Origin of the sequence: Curvibacter sp. PAE-UM, from assembly GCF_001432305.1 — a bacterium.
Taxonomy (GTDB): Bacteria; Pseudomonadota; Gammaproteobacteria; order Burkholderiales; family Burkholderiaceae_C; genus Hylemonella.
On sequence record NZ_KQ483358.1, the window covers coordinates 394819 to 413360 of the forward strand.

Here is an 18542-nt window from a genome sequence, read left to right on the forward strand (position 1 = left end):
GTGCCGCGCTCTGGCGTGCGCACCCTGGCGGGAGTAAGCTTGAACTGAGCGCATTGGCCCATGCGTCGTCGCCTGCAAAAAAGACCTTAGACCATGAAAAAACACCTGATGGCGCTTGCCGCCTTCCTGTTGACACTCACACCGGCCTGGGGCCAGCCTGCCAATGCCGGCTACCGTTTCTCGCCGGTCAACCAGTTCGACATCAACCTGACGGCGGCCTACTGGAACCCGATCATCCAGCACGTCTCCGAGAAAAGCGGTGTCAAGCTGAGCCTGAAGATCGGCCGCACTTCGGCCGACACCACGGCCTATGTGCTGACGCAGGAAGTCGAGTTCGTCTTCACGAACCACCTGTTCAGCCCCGAACGCGAGCAGCTCGGCTGGAAGGTTTTCGGCCGGCGCCAGATGCCCGCCATCGTCGGACAGATCGTGGTGCCCGCCGATTCGCCCATCACCGATCTGGCGCAACTCAAGGGTGAAGAGGTCGCCTTCGCCGGCCCCGAGGCCTTCGTCGGCTACAAGGTGCCTTACGCACAGTTGCTCAACCGCGGCATCGACATCAAGGTCGTGTTTGGCGGCAACCAGAACGGCGCGCTGGCCCAGCTCTTCGCCGGCAAGGTCAAGGCGGTCGGCGGCAACTCGCAGCTGATCGAAGGTTATGCCAAGCGGGAGAACCGCAAGTTCCGCGTGCTGTGGTCCTCCGAGACCTTCCACGACCTGGCGCTCATGGTCTCGGGCAAGGTGCCGGAGAAGGACGCCCAGGCCGTGGCGCAGGCCTTCCTGAACATGCACAAGGACCCCAGGGGCCGCGACATCCTGCACCAGACCTCGCAAAAGGTGGGGCTGCCGGTCGACGCCTACTTCATTCCCGCCAGCGCGGCCGACTACGATTCCTATCGCAAGTTCTACCAGTCGGCACCGCCCTCGCTGCGCTGAGCATGCCCACGCCGCTGATCAACCTGCTGCCCAACTCGCTGGTCCAGCGGGTCTTTGCGCTGTACGCGGTCACCATGCTGCTATTTGTCGGCGCGGGTACCTGGCTGTTCCTGCATTACCAGTTCACCCAGGAGATCGAAGGCGTCCAGCAGTCCGCCACCATGATGGTGGAAGCGACCGCACAGACCATCACCGACAGCGCGGTCATCGGCGACTACGACACCATCCAGCGCACACTCGACCGCGGCATCCTCCAGTCCCAGTTCTCCTCGGCCGCCTTCATCGACCTGCGCGGCGGTGTCGTGAAAAGCCAGAATCACTCAGGCCCGGAAGGCTACGTGCCGGCCTGGCTGCGCGAGCAGGTGGGCTCGAAGCTGTACGACATCAACCGCACCATCTCGGTGGGCGGACATGACTACGGTGTGCTGCGGCTGGAATTTGCGGTGGGCGTGGTGGCCCTGCATCTCTGGAACCTGCTGCTGGCCGCGCTCGGCCTGTCCATCGCAAGCCTGCTGGGCGGCCTGCTCCTGATCTGGTATTCGCTGCGCCGCTGGCTCTCTTCCTTCCAGCGCATGGACACGGTGCTCTCCGCCAGCGACCCGCAATTCGAGAAACTGGCCGGCGAGATGGTGCTGGCCGTGCCCGTGGAATTCCGCCCCACCTTCGAAGCCCTGCACCGCGTCTCGGGCAGCCTGCGCCTGGAGCTCAGGCAGCGTGAGCAGGCCCTGGCGGCGCTGCGCCGCGTCCTCTCCAACCTGCTGCCCGACGCGCCCTCCCCCGAATCCCAGAGCATGGACATCGCCGCCCTGTCGCGGGTGGTGCTGCAAATCATCCAGGAGCGCGAGGGCAGCCGGCAAGCGCTGCAAGATGCCATGCAGGCGGCCGAGGCAGCCAACCGCGCCAAGAGCGAGTTCCTGGCCGTGATGAGCCACGAGATCCGCACCCCCATGAACGGCATCATCGGCATGACGACGCTGACGCTCGAGACCGAGCTCAGCGCGCCGCAGCGCGAATACCTCAATCTGGTCAAGAAGTCGGCCGACAGCCTGCTGGCCATCATCAACGACATCCTGGACTTCTCCAAGATCGAGGCTGGCCAGCTCACGCTGGACCTGCGCCCCTTCCGGCCGCACTCGCTGGTGCGCGGCACACTCAACAGCCTGGACACCCAGGCCCGCCTCAAGGGCCTGCGCCTGGCCTACGAACCGCAGGCCACCGTGCCGCCCCACCTGATCGGCGACGCGGGCCGTCTGCGCCAGATCCTCATCAACCTGATCGGCAACGCCATCAAGTTCAGCAAGCAGGGCGTGGTGCAGGTGCGCGTGCTGCGCCAGCCCGATCAGCGGGGGCAGGCCGTGCTGCGCTTCGAGGTGCAGGACCAGGGCGTCGGCATCGTGCCCGAGAAGCAGAAGGTGATCTTCGCCCCCTTCACCCAGGCCGATACGTCCATCACGCGCCACTTCGGCGGCACGGGCCTGGGCCTGGCCATCTGCGCGAAGCTGGTCCGCGCCATGGGCGGCGAGATCGGCGTGCACAGCACCCCGGGACAGGGCAGCACCTTTTTCTTCACGGCCGCCTTCGACATCGACCACAGCGAATCGAGCAGCGACATCATGTCCCTCTCCGACGCAGAAGAAGCGTCGGACGCGTTCGACAGCCTGCGCGTCCTGCTGGTGGAGGACAACGAGATCAACCAGAAGCTCGCCCTCAGCCTGCTGGAGCGCGAAGGCCATGAAGTCGATGTCGCCTCCGACGGCGCCCAGGCCGTGCGCATGGCAACCCAGTCCGACACCCCTTATGACCTGATCCTGATGGACATGCAGATGCCGGTCCTGGACGGCCTGGAGGCGACCCGCCGCATCCGCGCCCACGAGCGCAACACGCGCGAGCATGTGCGCATCGTGGCCATGACGGCCAACGCCATGACCGGCGACCGGGAGCGTTGCCTGGCCGCCGGCATGGACGAATACCTGGCCAAGCCGATCAAGCTCGACGAGCTGAGGGCCGCACTGCGCTGGCAGGACGCCGGCTACAGCCCCGCCACCGTGCCGGGCGCCTTGAGCGCCGTACCGCCGACGGCGCCGGCACCCCTGGTGACCGCCGCGGCGAAGCCGGCCGCGGGCCGGGCCTTCGATTACGCCGCGGCCATCGCAAGCGCCGACGCCATGGTGGTCCGCATCATTGGTGACTCCTTCCGCGGCAACTGGCCCGTCCAGGTTCAGAACCTGCACGCGGCTGTGGCGCAAGCCGATGCGCCGCTGCTCCAGCGCAGTGCCCACACCCTGCGCGGGATCGTGGGGCATTTCGGCGCGGCACCGGTCGAGACGCTGAGCCGCCAGATCGAGCTGCTGGGCGCCAAGGGCACCGTGGACCAGGCGGCGGCCCTGGTGGCGCAGCTGGAAACCGAACTGAAAGCGCTGGACCAGGCGCTGACCCGGTTCCTGGGCCAGACGGCCTGAAGACTCTCAGCCTCTCAGGCCTCGTCGGCAAAGCGCTGGCGCACGGCCAGCACCTCGTCGAAACGCTCCAGGAAAGCGTCCACGCACTGCGGATCGAAATGGATGCCGCGCTGCGAGCGCATCAACTCCACTGCGGTGTCCACGTCCCAGGCCAGCTTGTAGGGGCGCGCCGAAGTCAGCGCATCAAACACGTCGGCCACCGCCACGATGCGCCCCACCAGCGGGATCGCTTCACCGGCCAGCCCATGGGGGTAGCCGCTGCCGTCGAACTTCTCGTGGTGGCTCAGGGCGATCACGGCCGCCATCTGCAGCAGCGGCGAGCCGCTGTCCGCCAGGATCTTGTGCCCGATGATCGGATGCTGTTTCATGATGTCGAACTCGGCCGGGTCGAGCCGGCCCGGCTTGAGCAGGATGTGGTCAGGAATGCCGACCTTGCCCACATCGTGCATGGGGGCCGCTTCCAGGATGAGCCTCTGGTGCTCCGGCGGCAAGCCCAGCCGCACGGCGATCAGCCAGGAGTAGTGCGCCATGCGCTGGATATGCGCGCCGGTCTCGGGGTCGCGGAACTCGGCCGCCTTGGACAGGCGCAGGATGGTCTCACGCTCGCGCCGCACGATCTCGTCCGTCGCCTTGAGCACCTCCTCGGCCAGCCAGCTGGCCCGGTCCTCCAGCCGCTTCTGGTTGGCGCGCAGCGCCAGCATGTTGCGCATGCGCGCCCTGAATTCGATCTTGTCCAGCGGCTTGGTCAGGAAATCGTTGGCCCCGGCTTCGAGCGCGCTGTAACGCACCGTCAGCTCGTCATTGGCCGTCACCATCAGCACCGGAATATCGGCGCGCCCCGGCGCAGCGCGAAAACGCTGGATGAAATCGACGCCATTGAGCTCCGGCATCATGTAGTCCACGATCACCAGGTCGGGCACGGTGCCCTGGCAATGCGCCAGGGCCTGCTGCGGATCGGTGAACGCTGCGACCTCGTGCGCCTCGCCCAACTGCGTGATGAAATGCTTGAGCAGGAGCAGATTGGCTTCCACATCGTCGACGATCACAATCTGCATGGCGGGTCCGTTCGGGCATCGATACTACTGACCCTATCTTAGGCCAGTCGCAGCCAGTGGAGGAGCCGGGGCGGCAGTCACAGGCTGCCAGCGTGACGAAATACCGCCCCGATGCCTCAGACACCGCCGCTCAGTAGCGCAGCACCACCGGCGAGCCGCCCAGCTGGGCGCGCTGCAACCAGACGAAGACCGAATCCACCGTCACCGTCTCGATGCGGTCGCTGTAGCGCTTCTCGCCGGGGTGATCGTCGAAGGCCACGTTGGCGGCGCCCAGGCGCCCACCCAGCCGCGTCAGCGCCCCGATCTTCAGCGTCGTGGGCTGGTAGCCCTTGAACTGCAGCCAGGCCTGCGCACGCTCACGTGAGTACACCGTGGGCTCCATGGCCGCCGCCAGCGTCTCGATGGCCCACTGGTTGCTCTGCTGGTACTTCTGGCTCCAGGGGTAGCTCACGATGTTGTAGGGCCGGTGGTGTAGCGCAATGGCGCGTTGCTCGTGTTGCAGAAGCGCGTGCAGCTTGGCCTGCACTTCCGGCGTGGGCAGCACCCAGGCAGCCTCCAGGCGCCAGAGGTCGTCCAGAAAAAACTCGCCCAAGCCCTGGCGGTAGATCGCCGCCTCCTGCGTGCCACAGTGGTTGAGCTTGTGCAGCACGCGCCACACGTGGCCGCCGTTGCCATCGGGCTGCTTGTAGGCAAAACCCAGGTGCGACCAGCGCAGGCCGTACTTGCTCAAATCCTGCCCGGCGCGCGCCAGCACCACCACCTGCGCGCCGCTGGCGTCCAGCGCCTGCAGGGTGCGCTCGGCCAGTGTCAGGCCGCGCTCCACGGTGATGGCCTGCAGCGGCCGGTTTTCGCAGCTGCGTCCGGCGTGGGCTGGGGCCACGGTCAGCAGCAATGCGGTGGCCAGCAGTGCCATGAATTTGCGCAAGGCTTTCATAAGGTCACCCGCTCGTTGTGCAGCAGGGCGCGACCCAGCGCATTGGGAATGAAGGCGATGGCCTCGCCCGCCACCGAGAGCACCACACCGGCACCGATGACACTGACCATGAGCACCGTGCCCACGCCCACTGCAGAACCAGCCAGGCCCTTGCCCACGATCTCGATGCTGGCCACCGCGCCGTCGGACGCGCGCTCCAGCACATACACCGTGCCGCGTGCGGTGGACTCGATGGTCTTCACCACCAGCACCGCGCCGGCGGCGGACAGCGCCACGGGCACCATCACCACGGCGGCAGCCGCTGCGCTGCCCACCACGACCACCGAGGCGACGGGCAGGGCCGAGAGCGTGCTGAGCGCCGAGGCCTCGGTGTGGGCGCGGGCCGGCAGGCTGACTGCGCTGCCCAGGGCCAGGGTCACCGCCAAAGTCAGGGATACCAAACGTTGTTTCATGATGACTCCTTGTGTCGCGGTGTCATTCATTCGCCGCGCATCGCGCTGCGGCGGCCGTCCAGGCGGGCTTCGGCCAGATCGGCTTCGTGGCGGTCACGCAGGGTCTTGGCCAGCGTGAAGGTGGTGGTGATCAGGTAGAGCCAGCTCACGCCCAGGAAGGCCTTGTAGGTCTCGCTGATCTCCATGCGCAGCAGGCCCCAGCCCGTGAGCGCCATGGCCAGGAAGAAACCGATCCAGACCACGAACTTGAACATGGGGGAGTCGGCCGCCTTGCCTTCGGCTTCGGCCTTCTCGTTGTCGCGCACGAACTTGGCCAGCACGAAGGCGGCCGAGAGGCAGAAGAAGTAGCCCATGACCATGAAGGCGCGGTCCAGGTCCTTGCCTGGCAGCCAGGCCAGGCCCACGCCGCAGAGGAAAACGGCCAGCAGGAAGGAAACCCAGACCTGGAGGGACCAGGCTTTGGAATCGCGGTGGATGAGCACTTGCATGTAAGACCCCTTGGGGTTGTTGAACATGCAGCGGAGTGTGCCGATGGCCTTTCAAAAAGGAGGCATCTGGATAGCCCGGTCCGAACTATGCAAACTAAAAGTATCTCTAATCGAGACTTATATACTTGACAAACCCTTAAAAAGGGCGCATAGTGCTACCCATACCGGAGCACAACCATGGCCGAATCCATCCTGAACCAGCCGCAATTCCAAGACGCAGACAAGGCGCGTGAGCACCTGGAAGCACTGCGCTGGCCCAATGGTCCAGTCTGCCCGCACTGTGGTTCTGTCCGTGCTCCGTTGAAGCTGGAAGGCAAGTCCTACCGTCCCGGTCTGTTCAAGTGCAATGACTGCTATGAGCAGTTCACCGTGACTGTCGGCACCGTGTTTGAGCGCTCCAAGATCGGCCTGAACGTCTGGCTCCAAGCCGTCCACCTGATGTGCGCCAGCAAGAAGGGCATCAGCGCGAAGCAACTGGAGCGCATGCTGGGCGTTACATATAAGACTGCCTGGTTCATGGCTCACCGCATCCGTGAGGCCATGACTTCCGAATTGGCTGGACCGCTCGGTGGTTCCGGCAAGATCGTTGAAGCCGATGAAACCTATTGGGGCTCTGAGGCTGGGAGCAAGGCAAACGCCAAGAAGTCCGGCGCTCGTCGTGCTGGTGGTGCTCTCAAGGACTCCAACAAGGTTGTTGCCCTAGTCGAGCGCGGCGGCAATGTCCGAACCTTCCATGTCCCCAGCGTATCCGGCCAAAACCTCAAGTTGGTTCTTGAGTCTCAGATCCACCCTGATACGCACGTCATGACGGATAGCAGCCCGCGCTACAACCTTCTCAAGCGTGAAAACGGTTTCAAGGCCTATGAGCAAGTGAATCACTCCAAGGCTGAGTACGTGCGAGGCATCGCTCACACGAACACGGTGGAAGGTTTCTTCTCGGTTTTCAAGCGCGGCCTGATCGGCACGTTCCACCACGTTGCCCCGAAGCACCTGCAACGCTACAGCGAGGAATTCAGCTTCCGCTACAACACCCGCACTTCGCTGGGCTACAGCGATACGGACCGCGCTAATCTGGCGCTCAAAGGTATCACCGGCAAGCGCCTGACATATCGGCGGACTGCTGGAGAGTGAATTCCCGACAACGGAAAAAGTTCTCGTCCGACTTTTGATTAAGAAAGCTTAGCGAGTTCGTTGCAAAGCGGCTGCGTCAAATTCGGAGCTATGGTGCTTGATGTAGTCAGGGACGTGACGATTCTGTCTCGTAGCTCAAGAGAAATCGCACCCAACATCCATTCAGTGCGCTCCATTAAGTCGCTAACAACCTGACTGGTTTCGAAGGTCTTTGTCTGTGTGCAGTCAACGAAAGAATCATGGTCCATGAAGACATGCGAGCTAGCATCCATTGGGACATGGTGTCGCGCAAGTGTCGGACGTGCTTGCACAAACGCATTTTTTTCTGAGTTGACAACACAGCAGACAGTTTTTGCAGTCACACTTAGCACAACATAACGCTTCTCTTTGACGTTGCCGTCATTCATGCGTGCGTTGAGTTTGATGACAGCGCCAGGTTTGAGGCGCTGAACTATTCTCTCCCGCAGGATCTGCGGAGGCAGCTTTGCGCCAATAGTTGCCATATTTCAGGCTTTAGGCGGAAAGGCTTTCGAGAACTTCTTGAGCGTTTGGTAATGTACCTGCAATGGCCTCTAGTGCCATTGGGTAGCGTCGAGTCTGCTTCTGTTTTGCGATGGCCCATGCTTCTTCATAAGCTTGGTCATGGCTCAGTTTAGTTCTCTCCTCAAAAGACAATGCGCCGTACTCGGCAATTGCTTTTTCTATTGATTCAACATCAGACGGAGACAAAAAATCAGTATCGGCATCCCGCAGCACATGCACGCCATGCGGTTTCGTGGAGTCAACTTTCAGCGCACCCTTGACTAGAGACCCAAAACGACGCGCATCATAGTCACTCCCGTTTCCTCGGGCGACTTTGAGCAAGTCGTAAATATTCGTCGCAACGGGGCCAAAATCCATTGCGAAATACTCATCGCCACTTGCAGGGAATCCGTATTCAGAAAAATGGAGTTTGTCCGCAAAATAGCGAATCTTCAGCACCTCGTGGACATCAGGCTTTGTGAGCCGCGAGGCGATATATAGAACAGTCTCAAGTGCACGACGGGGTGAGATACCAAGCTCTTTGACAGCCATGTTTCTCCTTCGGTGGTCACTTAGATAAGCAATGCATGTTAGCACTTGCTATCCATCTTGTCAATTTCTAAGCATGCATGCCTTCCTGACTAGAGATTAGCTGTCGGCTGGCTGCGTCTTTTCTGGCTTGGATGGAATGTGCGGCTTCGGCGGGGTCTGTAGCATCCGCTTGAGAACGTCATCCATCGGCGGAGTGGCAGGTGTTGGATTCTCTTTTTTCATGCTCGCCTCTGGTTGGCCCACGCACTTAGCCTGGAGTAGCGAACGACCGGTGAACTATCGGACAGCAAAGAAATTGCTGTATTCATTTCAGAATCATTTGCAGACTCTTGAAGAACGATCAGGCGCTGAGAGTCGCCACTCTTCGAATGCTTGATGTCCGTCATGCGACCCCAGGCCTCATAGACACGCTTCCAATCCATGGTGTTTTCATCGGAAGCTGCAATTGGTTGGACATAGATAAGTTCAACTCCATTCCTAATTGCCAATGGCAATTCAAGCTGATGACCGCTCGCGCCTAGTACAGCCACCTTTTTAAGCACTCGCTCACCAAAAGAATTCTCTAGAGTTCTCTCCACGTCTCGCAGGAAAGACTCCGCCTTTTGGCGTGGCTTCCAAGCTGGTTGAAAGTGCGATACGGCCAAGGCAGCATTTAAGACGGCCGCCATCGCGGCTCCAAAATTTTCACTTGAAGAGTAAGCAGAAATCTCCCCGCCATCAGACAGTGTTGCGCTGTCACCGACTGCGCGGCGAACGGCTTCCATTCGAGGATTCGTCAATTGAATTCCCATGGATGCAGCGTGCATGAGCGCCTCGCATCCGTCTGTCACTCGATAGCCGTTGCGCGTTTGTTCAACATAAAAGCCAACACGCTCTCCGTCACCTGTGTAGGTGAATGGCGACCAGACGCGCAGAGTCCCCTCGCCTAAGTCTCGGCAAGAAAATCCTAAGCTAGAAATAACGGTTTCACAGTTCATAGCTCCAGCTCCGGCTGGTTGTCATCTGGATGAAAAAAATCATGTTCGCCAATATTGGCACGCTTAAGAAAAATCTTCCAAATCACTTCTGGCTGATCAAGTGGGACTTGTATTGGCTCAGCATATCCGTCCCCCTCTTCAACCCAAACGTGTTCGTGGACTCCATCTATCTCCATCTCAAAATATGACCGTCCTCTGCCAACTTGATTTGAGTGCTTAGATGTTGGCTGCGCATGCAGTGCATAAATCCGATTCCCTTGGTAGATCAGATTGAACACCCAATGTTCCGGGACCTTGTTGCCTCTTTTTCTCCATTGGCATTCCACGAAGAATTGTTCTCGCACTTCAGCCTCTTGATCCAACTGGACAGCCATGCGAGATGAGTGCCACTGAAACTCAATCTTGCCCCGCTTCCCGCTCCAGACCATTTCCGACACCAAACTCTTTGGCTGAGAAATTAGATCCTTGACTTCCGATAGTGTTATCAAGTCGCCCCCTTTTCTGGGCATCGTACTCAAACACTACACTCACGCCAAGCAGGCTAACCATGGGCCTACTCATTAAAAACCTCGTGGTTTTTTAAGTATATAAGTCTCTCTAATCGATACTTTTTAGCGGCGCATAGGCGCGGTGGCGGCCAAGAGCAGAGGGCTCAGCGGACGGGAAAGGTGGGCCCTTGCCTGCTACCGCCCTCCAAGACCGCAGCCCTCAGATCCGTCAACGCGGCCAGGATGGCCTGCGCCACGGGCGGCGATGCCAGCATGCCCTCTTCCGTCAGCGTATCGGCTGTCAGCTGAATGCTGACCGATGCGGACTCGACCACAGTGGCAGACATGGTCTTGAGCGTTTCCCGCAACGCGGTGTCAGAAAAGTGGGCACGGGGCTGCGCGTTCAGCAGAGCAACCGGTTTGCAGACAAAGGACTCCAGGCTCACCAGCCAGTCGAGTGCGTTCTTCATGACACCCGAGACGCCGTGGGCGTACTCCGGACTGGCAATCAAAAGGGCGTCTGCGCCGCTCACAGCCGCGCGCAGCGTGACCACGGCTGGGGGAACAGACGACTCCAGATCGATGTTGAACAGCGGCAGATCACCCACCCCGTGGAACACCTCGATCTGCAGGCCCGGTGGCGCGAGCCTTGCTGCGGCACGCAGCAAGGCGGAGTTGATGGAGGCCGCGCGCAGGCTGCCGGACAAGGCGATCACTTTCATCTCAGTCCAGGTTGAACAAACCAATCGTGACCGGGCGCCAGCAAATCCAGCACCTTCCCGCATGGCGTCTCTAATCAATAGCGGCCACGACCTCTGCCACCAGCTCATCTCTCAGCACCAGTTGAGGCGTACCTTCCTGGCTCAGCACGAATACGCCGCGGCCGTTGGAGTAGATGATCGTGCCATCGGGGCTGATGTCGTAAGACGCCACATTCGTGGCCAGCACCCGCTCCGCGCCTTGCTGATCACGCCTGACCAGTTCCCAGCTATCAGGCACCAGCGAAGGAACGCCCTGTACGGGGCGCGCGCTACGCACCGCCTTTTCCGCGTCGACACGGCGCCCTTGCAGCAATATGTTCTTGACGTCGGCCTGCACTGCCGGCCCGTTGGCACTGGTCAGTGGCTTGCGCGAGTACATCAGCGAAAAAAAGTTGAGATAGTGGAACGCCGCGCGCAGCAGGCGGAAAGGAAACAGCAGCGTATCGGCAAGCATGCTGCCGTAACCATAGTGCGGCGCCTCGAACGGTCGGCGGATGTAGAGCAGATCTCCTGCCGGGGAGACGCGCGGCTTGAGATGATCGTAGCGCGGGTCATCCAGTATCGGTGTCACGCTGCCAGACTCCATATCCAGCTTCTGGATGCTCGCCGGCCCCTGCGCGACGATGTAGCCCTCCGCGTTGCGCGCCAGCCCTGACGACTGGAACAGCAGGCGATTGGATGCACCAGGAATCCACGCCGGAGCGCAATCCACCGAGTCTCCCCCGGTCAACTCGCGCATGTTCGCGCCGTCATCCTTCAACAGGACGATATTGGCCACACCTGCAGTTTGCCGGGCGGAAGCCGCCAGCAGGCCTCCTTCGGGCGAGGGATTCAGGTCACCAAGGTGCAAGTTCTGCTTGAGCAGCACCCGCTGCTCTGTACCACTGGCCGCCTCGCGCCGGAACAGGCCGCCGATGGCCTCGTCCTTGAGGAAGTACAGCAAATTCCCATTGGCCTCGTAGGCCGCAGACGTCACCAGCAGCGGCACGCCACCCGCCTCGAAACTGCGCATGCCACCGCCGGCCGCAATACCGAAACTCGTACCCTTCTTCCAACTATGCCGCTCGCGGGTACGCTCGAGGCGATCCAGCACCTCCTGCACATAGGTGCTATGCACCTGCTTCAACTCTCCGCCGCGTTCACGGCAAAAAAGCTGCCCGTTCGAGAGGAAAGCAACTCCCCGCTCACTGCGCGGAGTTGCGGCATCGGTGGTGGCAGCTGCCGAAGCGAAATATGCGCGGTAAACCAGATAGCCCAGCAGTGCTGCGACCAACAAGCCAACGATGACATGCATGAAGCCCCCCTTCGTCTTCTAATGTTATGAATCGGCATCCCGGCACTCAGGCGCCCATACCGGCCGCCAGATGCGGTCACTCAGATACTAAACCAGCCAGTCCTGCGTGAACCAGACCCTAGACGCCCGCCGGGAGCTTGGAGGCCATCGCCTTGCGGCGGTCCAACTTGCGGCCGTCGGCGATGAAAGTGCCGTCGCCCACGGCGTGCAGCAAACGCCGTTCCTTGCGCGCGGTGTCCAGCCAGGCGGCCACGCCCTGCAGGAAAACGACGCCGTGTTTCCTGTTGTAGTCGATCAGCTTGCACTCGATGTTGGCCAAGCACTCCTGGATCAGCGGCGCCTGTACCTTGCTGGCCTTGAGCGGCGTGAGCTTGAATTGGGCGAACTTGTCCGTGTCGGTGCCCGAACAGGTGCCCACGCCCACCACCTGGTCCAGCAAATCCACCGCAGGGATGGCGATCACACATTCTTTGGTCTTGCGCAGCGCGGCAAAGGAATGGTTCCAAGGCCCGGTGGTGATGGCAAACACCGGCGTGAAGTCCACGACCATCGTCCATGAGATCGTCATGATGTTGGGCTGCTTGCCGTCATGGGTGGTGATGAGCACCACGGGGCCGGGTTCGAGCAGAGTGAAGGCTTTGTGGAGTGGGAGTTTTTTCATCCGTCCTCGTTTTCTATTCGACTGCGTAACGCGATCTGTTTGAAACTGAACGCCCCCGTGTTCTGCTCAGTGGCATTGCACCGCGACCCCGTTGCGCGAGATCTGTTGCGGGAGAGTTTGCATCTTGGACTCGGTCAATGAGTGTTGACTTCGAGACTTGATCCCAAGGCTTTCACTTTCGGGGCGTCGTACCAAGTTGCTGCTGTTGGTTCGTGCCCCAATTTGCTCCCTACCTTAGGCCCACCTGAGAACTGGGATGTTGAATGCTAATCCCTGCTAACAATGGATTTGGTCACTACCCTGAGCTTCATTGAAGAACCATTCGCCGCCTGGAGTTCAAGAAACTGCCGCAAAAGCTTCTCTAACTCCGTTGACAACGTCTCAGACTGACGATGTCCCATTTTTTCTTCAAACAACACCATCCCAAAGACTTTATAGAACGGATCAGCGTAAGAGTAGCAATTTGACATTGGCGAAAAACGGATTAATGCACCGTAGTCGTCAAGCTGCAGTTTGTGGAGAAAGTACTCTAAGTTTGAGTTTGGATAGTTGGGATGAGTTTTTCGAATTGATTGCAGAAGTGATGCTCTTGCCAGTCCATCTTCGCCAACCTTGCACAGTGCTTTTAAAATAATTCGAGCGTTATCGAACTTGTTTTTTCGCTCCTCCTTTAACGCTTTGTCAAATGCACTCTTAATACTGTCGGACGCCTCTTGAACATAGAGCTTCAATGCCTCCTTGAGAGCATCTGCCGGGATGGGAACCGGCGTTGCAGAAGTCTGGGTAATTCCGGCCGCATCGCACAAGTTCAAGCACAAATGATGGCAAACAGAGGCCAATCCGCTCGAATAGCTCACGATTGAATCTTTTACGCCCGTGCTAAATGTAATATTTAATGCGGACTCTCCCTTGCGAATTATTTCTCGAATCTCGCTCGGCTCCATCAAGTCCACACGTATCTCGGCGATACGATTCTTCATTTCTCCATCGTAATCAACGACTTGCCGCGCGGTATCAACCGCGCCGAGCGCGATAATTTTCAGTGCAGGGAAGTCATCTGACATATCCATAAAGACTTTCATTAGCTGGGACAGACGCGGTTTTTCCGCATCGTCTATTTTGTGAAAGTCTTCCAGAACCCAGCAGCAATTGGCTGCGCCAATAAAACGGGCCAAGTTTTGTGGCGTCAATTGAGGCGGCAAAATTCGTTTATATATCTCACCAGACTCTTGCGTCGTCGAGCCCGCAAGCTTCGAGGCAATCAACTGGTATGACGCCGATAGCTCCACCGTATTAGTCACCTTCTCCGCCTGAGAAGCCTCTGACACGTAGAAGGGCGAGAGTTGATCAAACGCATCCAAGATGAGTTGATCGAACGTCAAACCTCGCATGCATCTTGTCGTGATGTGTCGTTCGTATAGTTGATGTAACTTGTTAACCAATAGCGTGGTTTTCCCTGACCCGGAATGACCATAGACAACGACCTGCTTTCCAGGCGTCTGCATTGCATTTACCAACTTCGTGTTTATGCTTTCTCGCTCGATAAACGTTACCCGTGCCGGAGTTGTTGGAGTAAAGACTTGGCGGACTTGATAGATATCGTCAGGCATATAGGTTTTCCGGGAAATTTGCATCACACTTCGTTCACCAGAACTTCCTCGACGACGTAAGGCGGGAGGATTCCAAATACAAGAGAAGAGAACATCCTAGGCGAATTTTTTCGCGTTGACCATCCCACAAATGGGGGTGCGCGCGACACCTCATGCCTACGCTAACAACCCCTCCACCTGCGCCCGCAAGCCCTCCAGCTGCACCTCCCCCGCCGCCAGCGGCTCCCCCACATTCAGCCCCACCGTATTGAAGATGCCCCGCCGAAACGGCTTGGCCATCGCCGTCGGCTTGCCTCCCACCAGTTCGGCACGGCTAAAAAAGGAGCCCCAGAGGTTCGTCAGCGCCATGGGCACCACGGGCGCGGGTTGCAACTCCAGGATCTTCATGAGGCCGCCCTTGAACTCCTGCAGGGTGCCGTCGTGGGTGATGCCGCCTTCGGGGAAGATGGCCAGCAGGTCGCCCTCTTTCAGCACCTGGGCGGCGGCGGTGAAAGCCGCGTCGTAGGCCGCCGGGTCTTCCGCACGCGGGGCGATGGGGATGGCCTTGGCCAGCTTGAAGAGCCAGCCCAGCACCGGGATCTTGAAGATGCGGTGGTCCATGATGAAACGGATGGGCCGCGGGCTGGCCGCCATGAGCAGCACCGCGTCCACGAAGCTCACGTGGTTGCAGGCCAGGATGGCGGGGCCGGTGGTGGGGATGTTTTCATCGCCCGTGACCTTGAAACGGTAGACGAAGTGGCTCATGACCCAGGCCACGAAGCGCAGCAGGTATTCGGGCACCAGCAGGAAGATGTAGAGCGCCACCACGGCGTTGGCCAGGCCCACCAGGAAGAAGATCTGGGGGATGGTGACGTCCATGGCCAGCAGGGCGCCAGCGATCAACGAGCTGGCGATCATGAACAGGGCGTTGAGGATGTTGTTGGCCGCGATGATGCGCGCGCGGTGCGTGGCCGGGCTGCGCAGCTGGATCAGCGCGTACATGGGCACGCTGTAGAGGCCGGCGAACAAACTCAGCAGCAGCAGGTCGGCCATGACGCGCCAGTGTGCGCCCTGGGCCAGGAAGGCGGCCAGGCCCATCACGTCCGACGCCGGCAGGCCGCGCGAGGCGAAGTAGAGGTCGATGGCGAAGACCGTCATGCCGATGGCACCCAGGGGCACCAGGCCGATTTCCACATGGCGGCGGCTGAGCATTTCGCACATGAGCGAGCCGATGCCGATGCCGATGGAGAACACCACCAGCAGCAGCGAGGCCACGTGTGCATCACCGTGCAGCACCTCCTTGGCGAAGCTGGGGAACTGGCTGAGGAAGACCGCGCCGAAGAACCACATCCAGCTGATGCCCAGCAGGGAACGGTAGACCACGATGTTGCCGTGCGCGAGCTTGAGGTTGCGCCAGGTCTCGGACACCGGGTTCCAGTTGATCTTGAGGCCGGGGTCGGTGGCCGGTGCGGCAGGGATACGCGCCGCCGCGGCGCGGCCGACCACGGCCAGGGCCACGCAGGCGAAGGCCACGTTCTGGTGGCCCACCTCGGGGATGGCGACGATGAGGCCGCCCACCACATTGCCCAGCAGGATGGCCACGAAGGTGCCCATCTCCACCATGCCGTTGCCGCCCGTGAGCTCACGCTCGCTCAGCACCTGGGGCAGGTAGGCGAACTTGACCGGACCGAAGAGCGTGGAGTGCAGGCCCATCATGAAGGTACACAGCAGCAGGGCCGGCACATTGGCCATGATGAAACCCCAGCCCGCCACCAGCATGATGGCGATCTCCAGGTTCTTGACGAAGCGGATCATGGCCGTCTTCTCGAACTTGTCGGTCAGCTGGCCGCTGGTCGCACTGAAGAGCAGGAAGGGCAGGATGAACAGCGCGCCGATCACCAGGCCCGCCATGGCCGGGGGCAACCAGCTCACCTGCAGCTGGTAGGTCACCATGACGGTGAAGGCGAACTTGAAGAGGTTGTCGTTGGCGGCGCCGCTGAACTGCGTCCAGAAGAAGGGCGCGAAGCGGCGCTGGCGCAGCAGGGCGAACTGGTTGGGGTGTTCGTCGTGCGGCGCAGCGGCCGACGGGGTGTTGTTCTTGTCCAAAGCGGTCTCCTCTTTATTGTTTGGCATTCTGCCCGAGCAGATGCAGCGCGCTGATGACAGGCCATGCGGCGAACGCGGCCACCAGGTGCTTGAGGCTGTGGCCGGAGACGAGCTGCCCCGTCCACTCGAACACCGCCGCGTCGTACTGCTCCAGCGCCTTGGCCACGGCGTAGATGGCGACGACCAGGCCCCAACGCACGGCCAGTGCGCCAGGCAGAGGTTTCATCACGGCCAGGACGAGCAGCAGCAGCAAACCACCGCCCTGCAGCAGGGCCCAGGGCAAGAGGTTGCCGCTGGCCGTCCAGACCCACACGCTCAACGGTCCGCACAGCAAGACGGCCCAGGCGAAACACTGTCCGGCACGCGTGCTGACATGGCTGGCCACGCCCAGACCCAGCAGGCCGGCGAAGGCCACCGTCATGCCCAGGCGGTCCACCGCCAGGCCCGCGTTGTCCGGCGCCCAGTGGTACCAGGACGAGCACAGGGCCGTGAGGATGAGGCCGGCAAAAAACAGCGTGGCCAGCTGGCGCTGCGCTGCGGGCAGCGCCGTGGCCGGCACGCGGCCCAGCGCACGCAGGCCCCAGGCGCCGAAGAGCGCAAAGGGCAGGTTGCTCAGCACGTCGAGCGCGCAAGGCAGGCCCAGCCAGCTGCGCTGGTCGGCGAAGTCATGGAAGTGCGGGGCTTGCGCCAGCGGCGGGGCGAAGATGGCCAGCAGGCCGAGCAGCAGCACGGCGCCCAGCAGAACAGCTTCGGCGCGGGAGAACGATGGAAACATGAAGGGCTCCGGGAATGACGATGGCCGCACTGTGGGGCGCACGCGTCGCCACCGGGGCTATTTCATGCGACTCCTGCGCATTTGTCTACCGGGAGTATCGATAATCGATACCACCGCGACACCCCCGAGAACAAGCCATGAGCACCACCGCCGACCTCGTCCTGGCCCTGAAGAAGGAGCTCAAGGCCGCCCACCTGACCTATGCCGACCTGGCGAAGAAGCTGGGCATGGCGGAAAGCAGCGTCAAGCGCATGCTGGCCCGGGGCGACATGCCGCTGTCACGCATCGACGCGATCTGCCGCGCGCTCAAGCTGGACTTCGGCGAGCTGGCGCGCCGCGTGGCCGACGCCCAGCCCCTGCTGGCCGAGCTGACACAGCAGCAGGAAAAGGCCGTGGTGGCCGACAAGAAGCTGCTGCTGGTGGCCATCTGCGTGCTGAGCCAGTGGACGCTGGAGCAGATGGTGGCGAGCTACCGGCTCAGCGAGGCCGAGTGCGTGAAGTACCTGGCGCAGCTGGACCGCATCGGCATCATCGAGCTGCGGCCGCTCAACCGCTACCGCCTGAAACTGGCCAAGACCTTCCGCTGGCGCCCGCACGGCGCGGTGATGGACTATTTCCGCGAGCACGCGCTGCTGGACTATTACAGCGGCGGTTTCGACGGCCACGGCGAGGGCCTGCTGCTGGTGCACGGCAGCATCAGCCGCAGCCTGGCGCCTTCATTCATGGAGCGCCTGCAGCGCGTGGCGCAAGACTTTGCCCAGCAACACCAGGCCGACCAGAAGCTGCCCGAGAAGGACCGCGAGGGTTACACCCTGCTGCTGGCCATGCGGAGCTGGGAGTTCGAGGCCTTTGCCGCCTTGCGGCGTTGAGGGTGATTGCGATGCCTGGCGTTAACGCGGAAGGGTTCCCAGCACCCACGGCTTGAACACCGGCCCGGAAGCCAGCGGAAAGTTGGCTGTGCCGTTGTCGGGAAGGTATTGCAGGTAGGGAACCCCGCGCCCATTGTCCAGAACCACGTTGCATCTGTAGTTGGTCGCATTCGCCGGATGGGCAAATGGATCTCTTGCCGTCGTTACCGTCACATTGACCACGACGCTGGTGTTCACGGCCCCGCCGCTGATGGCGCCGCTTGTCGTCCCGCTGGCCATGGTGAGGCTGCGCGCCGTGCCAACGGAGCAATTGACGTTGTATTGGCTGATTTCCGGCGCCAGGTTGGCGAGTTGCAGCGGCACGGTAAACGTGAAATGCGGACCGGGTGGCAACTGCGCTTGTGTCATGGTGGCAAAAACCATTGCCACCATACCCAACAAGACAGCGGTGAGTTGACGTGTCATTTGCATTTCCTCCTGTGCTCCAGATTGA

General features: G+C 61.0%; 19 protein-coding genes. 4 read left to right on the forward strand and 15 right to left on the reverse strand.

Translation table 11 applies throughout. The annotated features are described in order from the left end of the window. Window positions 1–93: 93 nt before the first annotated feature. Window positions 94–936: a phosphate/phosphite/phosphonate ABC transporter substrate-binding protein gene (locus AO057_RS01935; protein ID WP_057674041.1), complete on the forward strand. Its 843-nt coding sequence runs from the start codon at window positions 94–96 to the stop codon at window positions 934–936. A gap of 2 nt (window positions 937–938) precedes the next feature. Next, complete coding sequence (locus AO057_RS01940; RefSeq protein WP_057674042.1) at window positions 939–3395, forward strand: hybrid sensor histidine kinase/response regulator; 2457 nt, start codon at window positions 939–941, stop codon at window positions 3393–3395. 14 nt (window positions 3396–3409) lie between these two features. Here AO057_RS01940 and AO057_RS01945 read toward each other — a convergent pair whose 3' ends face one another. The 4 genes from AO057_RS01945 to AO057_RS01960 form a co-directional block, all read right to left on the reverse strand. After that, window positions 3410–4450, reverse strand: coding sequence for an HD-GYP domain-containing protein (locus tag AO057_RS01945; RefSeq protein ID WP_057674043.1), 1041 nt, complete (start codon window positions 4448–4450; stop codon window positions 3410–3412). 130 nt (window positions 4451–4580) lie between these two features. Further along, window positions 4581–5384, reverse strand: coding sequence for a DUF2145 domain-containing protein (locus AO057_RS01950; protein ID WP_057674044.1), 804 nt, complete (start codon window positions 5382–5384; stop codon window positions 4581–4583). After that, a complete protein-coding gene (locus AO057_RS01955; protein WP_057674045.1) occupies window positions 5381–5836 on the reverse strand; it encodes a hypothetical protein in 456 nt (151 codons plus the stop codon). The genes AO057_RS01950 and AO057_RS01955 overlap by 4 nt, the downstream gene beginning before the upstream one ends. Before the next feature lie 26 nt (window positions 5837–5862). Then, window positions 5863–6324 carry a YiaA/YiaB family inner membrane protein gene (locus tag AO057_RS01960; RefSeq protein WP_057677137.1) on the reverse strand — a complete coding sequence of 154 codons (462 nt, stop codon included), beginning with the start codon at window positions 6322–6324 and terminating at the stop codon, window positions 5863–5865. Between the two features lie 177 nt (window positions 6325–6501). Between AO057_RS01960 and AO057_RS01965 the strand changes: the two genes are divergently transcribed. Beyond that, window positions 6502–7455, forward strand: a complete 954-nt coding sequence (locus AO057_RS01965) for an IS1595 family transposase (protein WP_057674046.1) — start codon at window positions 6502–6504, stop codon at window positions 7453–7455. Window positions 7456–7493: 38 nt separating this feature from the next. Here AO057_RS01965 and AO057_RS17665 read toward each other — a convergent pair whose 3' ends face one another. The 10 genes from AO057_RS17665 to AO057_RS01995 form a co-directional block, all read right to left on the reverse strand. After that, window positions 7494–7958 (reverse strand): hypothetical protein, encoded by a 465-nt coding sequence (locus AO057_RS17665; RefSeq protein ID WP_156404450.1) that lies wholly within the window; start codon window positions 7956–7958, stop codon window positions 7494–7496. Between the two features lie 10 nt (window positions 7959–7968). Continuing rightward, window positions 7969–8529, reverse strand: a complete 561-nt coding sequence (locus tag AO057_RS17365; RefSeq protein ID WP_082605372.1) for a Panacea domain-containing protein — start codon at window positions 8527–8529, stop codon at window positions 7969–7971. Between the two features lie 218 nt (window positions 8530–8747). Beyond that, window positions 8748–9506 (reverse strand): DUF1828 domain-containing protein, encoded by a 759-nt coding sequence (locus AO057_RS17370; protein WP_082605373.1) that lies wholly within the window; start codon window positions 9504–9506, stop codon window positions 8748–8750. Continuing rightward, window positions 9503–9880 (reverse strand): hypothetical protein, encoded by a 378-nt coding sequence (locus AO057_RS17670; protein WP_156404451.1) that lies wholly within the window; start codon window positions 9878–9880, stop codon window positions 9503–9505. The genes AO057_RS17370 and AO057_RS17670 overlap by 4 nt, the downstream gene beginning before the upstream one ends. A gap of 278 nt (window positions 9881–10158) precedes the next feature. Then, on the reverse strand, window positions 10159–10716 hold the full coding sequence (locus AO057_RS01970; protein WP_057674047.1) for an NADPH-dependent FMN reductase: 558 nt from the start codon (window positions 10714–10716) through the stop codon (window positions 10159–10161). 70 nt (window positions 10717–10786) lie between these two features. Then, window positions 10787–12049 (reverse strand): TolB-like translocation protein, encoded by a 1263-nt coding sequence (locus AO057_RS01975; protein WP_156404452.1) that lies wholly within the window; start codon window positions 12047–12049, stop codon window positions 10787–10789. A gap of 118 nt (window positions 12050–12167) precedes the next feature. Further along, window positions 12168–12710, reverse strand: coding sequence for a flavin reductase family protein (locus tag AO057_RS01980; protein ID WP_057674049.1), 543 nt, complete (start codon window positions 12708–12710; stop codon window positions 12168–12170). A gap of 266 nt (window positions 12711–12976) precedes the next feature. After that, window positions 12977–14320: an ATP-binding protein gene (locus AO057_RS01985; RefSeq protein ID WP_168163347.1), complete on the reverse strand. Its 1344-nt coding sequence runs from the start codon at window positions 14318–14320 to the stop codon at window positions 12977–12979. A gap of 156 nt (window positions 14321–14476) precedes the next feature. Further along, window positions 14477–16405, reverse strand: coding sequence for an MFS transporter (locus tag AO057_RS01990; RefSeq protein ID WP_240480714.1), 1929 nt, complete (start codon window positions 16403–16405; stop codon window positions 14477–14479). A 13-nt stretch (window positions 16406–16418) separates the two neighbouring features. Beyond that, the gene (locus AO057_RS01995; protein ID WP_057674052.1) at window positions 16419–17180 is read right to left on the reverse strand and encodes a hypothetical protein; all 762 of its coding nucleotides are present in this window, start codon (window positions 17178–17180) and stop codon (window positions 16419–16421) included. A gap of 137 nt (window positions 17181–17317) precedes the next feature. On the opposite strand from AO057_RS01995, the gene AO057_RS02000 reads away from it, so the two are divergent. Further along, a complete protein-coding gene (locus AO057_RS02000; protein WP_057674053.1) occupies window positions 17318–18049 on the forward strand; it encodes a helix-turn-helix domain-containing protein in 732 nt (243 codons plus the stop codon). A 21-nt stretch (window positions 18050–18070) separates the two neighbouring features. Here AO057_RS02000 and AO057_RS02005 read toward each other — a convergent pair whose 3' ends face one another. Then, window positions 18071–18514 (reverse strand): hypothetical protein, encoded by a 444-nt coding sequence (locus AO057_RS02005; protein WP_057674054.1) that lies wholly within the window; start codon window positions 18512–18514, stop codon window positions 18071–18073. Between the last annotated feature and the right edge of the window lie 28 nt (window positions 18515–18542).

Coding starts and splice junctions, on each gene's coding strand:
- AO057_RS01935 (WP_057674041.1), top strand. CDS start 94: ATGAAAAAACACCTGATGGCGCTTGCCGCCTTCCTGTTGACACTCACA.
- AO057_RS01940 (WP_057674042.1), top strand. CDS start 939: ATGCCCACGCCGCTGATCAACCTGCTGCCCAACTCGCTGGTCCAGCGG.
- AO057_RS01945 (WP_057674043.1), bottom strand. CDS start 4,450: ATGCAGATTGTGATCGTCGACGATGTGGAAGCCAATCTGCTCCTGCTC.
- AO057_RS01950 (WP_057674044.1), bottom strand. CDS start 5,384: ATGAAAGCCTTGCGCAAATTCATGGCACTGCTGGCCACCGCATTGCTG.
- AO057_RS01955 (WP_057674045.1), bottom strand. CDS start 5,836: ATGAAACAACGTTTGGTATCCCTGACTTTGGCGGTGACCCTGGCCCTG.
- AO057_RS01960 (WP_057677137.1), bottom strand. CDS start 6,324: ATGCAAGTGCTCATCCACCGCGATTCCAAAGCCTGGTCCCTCCAGGTC.
- AO057_RS01965 (WP_057674046.1), top strand. CDS start 6,502: ATGGCCGAATCCATCCTGAACCAGCCGCAATTCCAAGACGCAGACAAG.
- AO057_RS17665 (WP_156404450.1), bottom strand. CDS start 7,958: ATGGCAACTATTGGCGCAAAGCTGCCTCCGCAGATCCTGCGGGAGAGA.
- AO057_RS17365 (WP_082605372.1), bottom strand. CDS start 8,529: ATGGCTGTCAAAGAGCTTGGTATCTCACCCCGTCGTGCACTTGAGACT.
- AO057_RS17370 (WP_082605373.1), bottom strand. CDS start 9,506: ATGAACTGTGAAACCGTTATTTCTAGCTTAGGATTTTCTTGCCGAGAC.
- AO057_RS17670 (WP_156404451.1), bottom strand. CDS start 9,880: ATGGCTGTCCAGTTGGATCAAGAGGCTGAAGTGCGAGAACAATTCTTC.
- AO057_RS01970 (WP_057674047.1), bottom strand. CDS start 10,716: ATGAAAGTGATCGCCTTGTCCGGCAGCCTGCGCGCGGCCTCCATCAAC.
- AO057_RS01975 (WP_156404452.1), bottom strand. CDS start 12,049: ATGCATGTCATCGTTGGCTTGTTGGTCGCAGCACTGCTGGGCTATCTG.
- AO057_RS01980 (WP_057674049.1), bottom strand. CDS start 12,710: ATGAAAAAACTCCCACTCCACAAAGCCTTCACTCTGCTCGAACCCGGC.
- AO057_RS01985 (WP_168163347.1), bottom strand. CDS start 14,320: ATGCCTGACGATATCTATCAAGTCCGCCAAGTCTTTACTCCAACAACT.
- AO057_RS01995 (WP_057674052.1), bottom strand. CDS start 17,180: ATGTTTCCATCGTTCTCCCGCGCCGAAGCTGTTCTGCTGGGCGCCGTG.
- AO057_RS02000 (WP_057674053.1), top strand. CDS start 17,318: ATGAGCACCACCGCCGACCTCGTCCTGGCCCTGAAGAAGGAGCTCAAG.
- AO057_RS02005 (WP_057674054.1), bottom strand. CDS start 18,514: ATGACACGTCAACTCACCGCTGTCTTGTTGGGTATGGTGGCAATGGTT.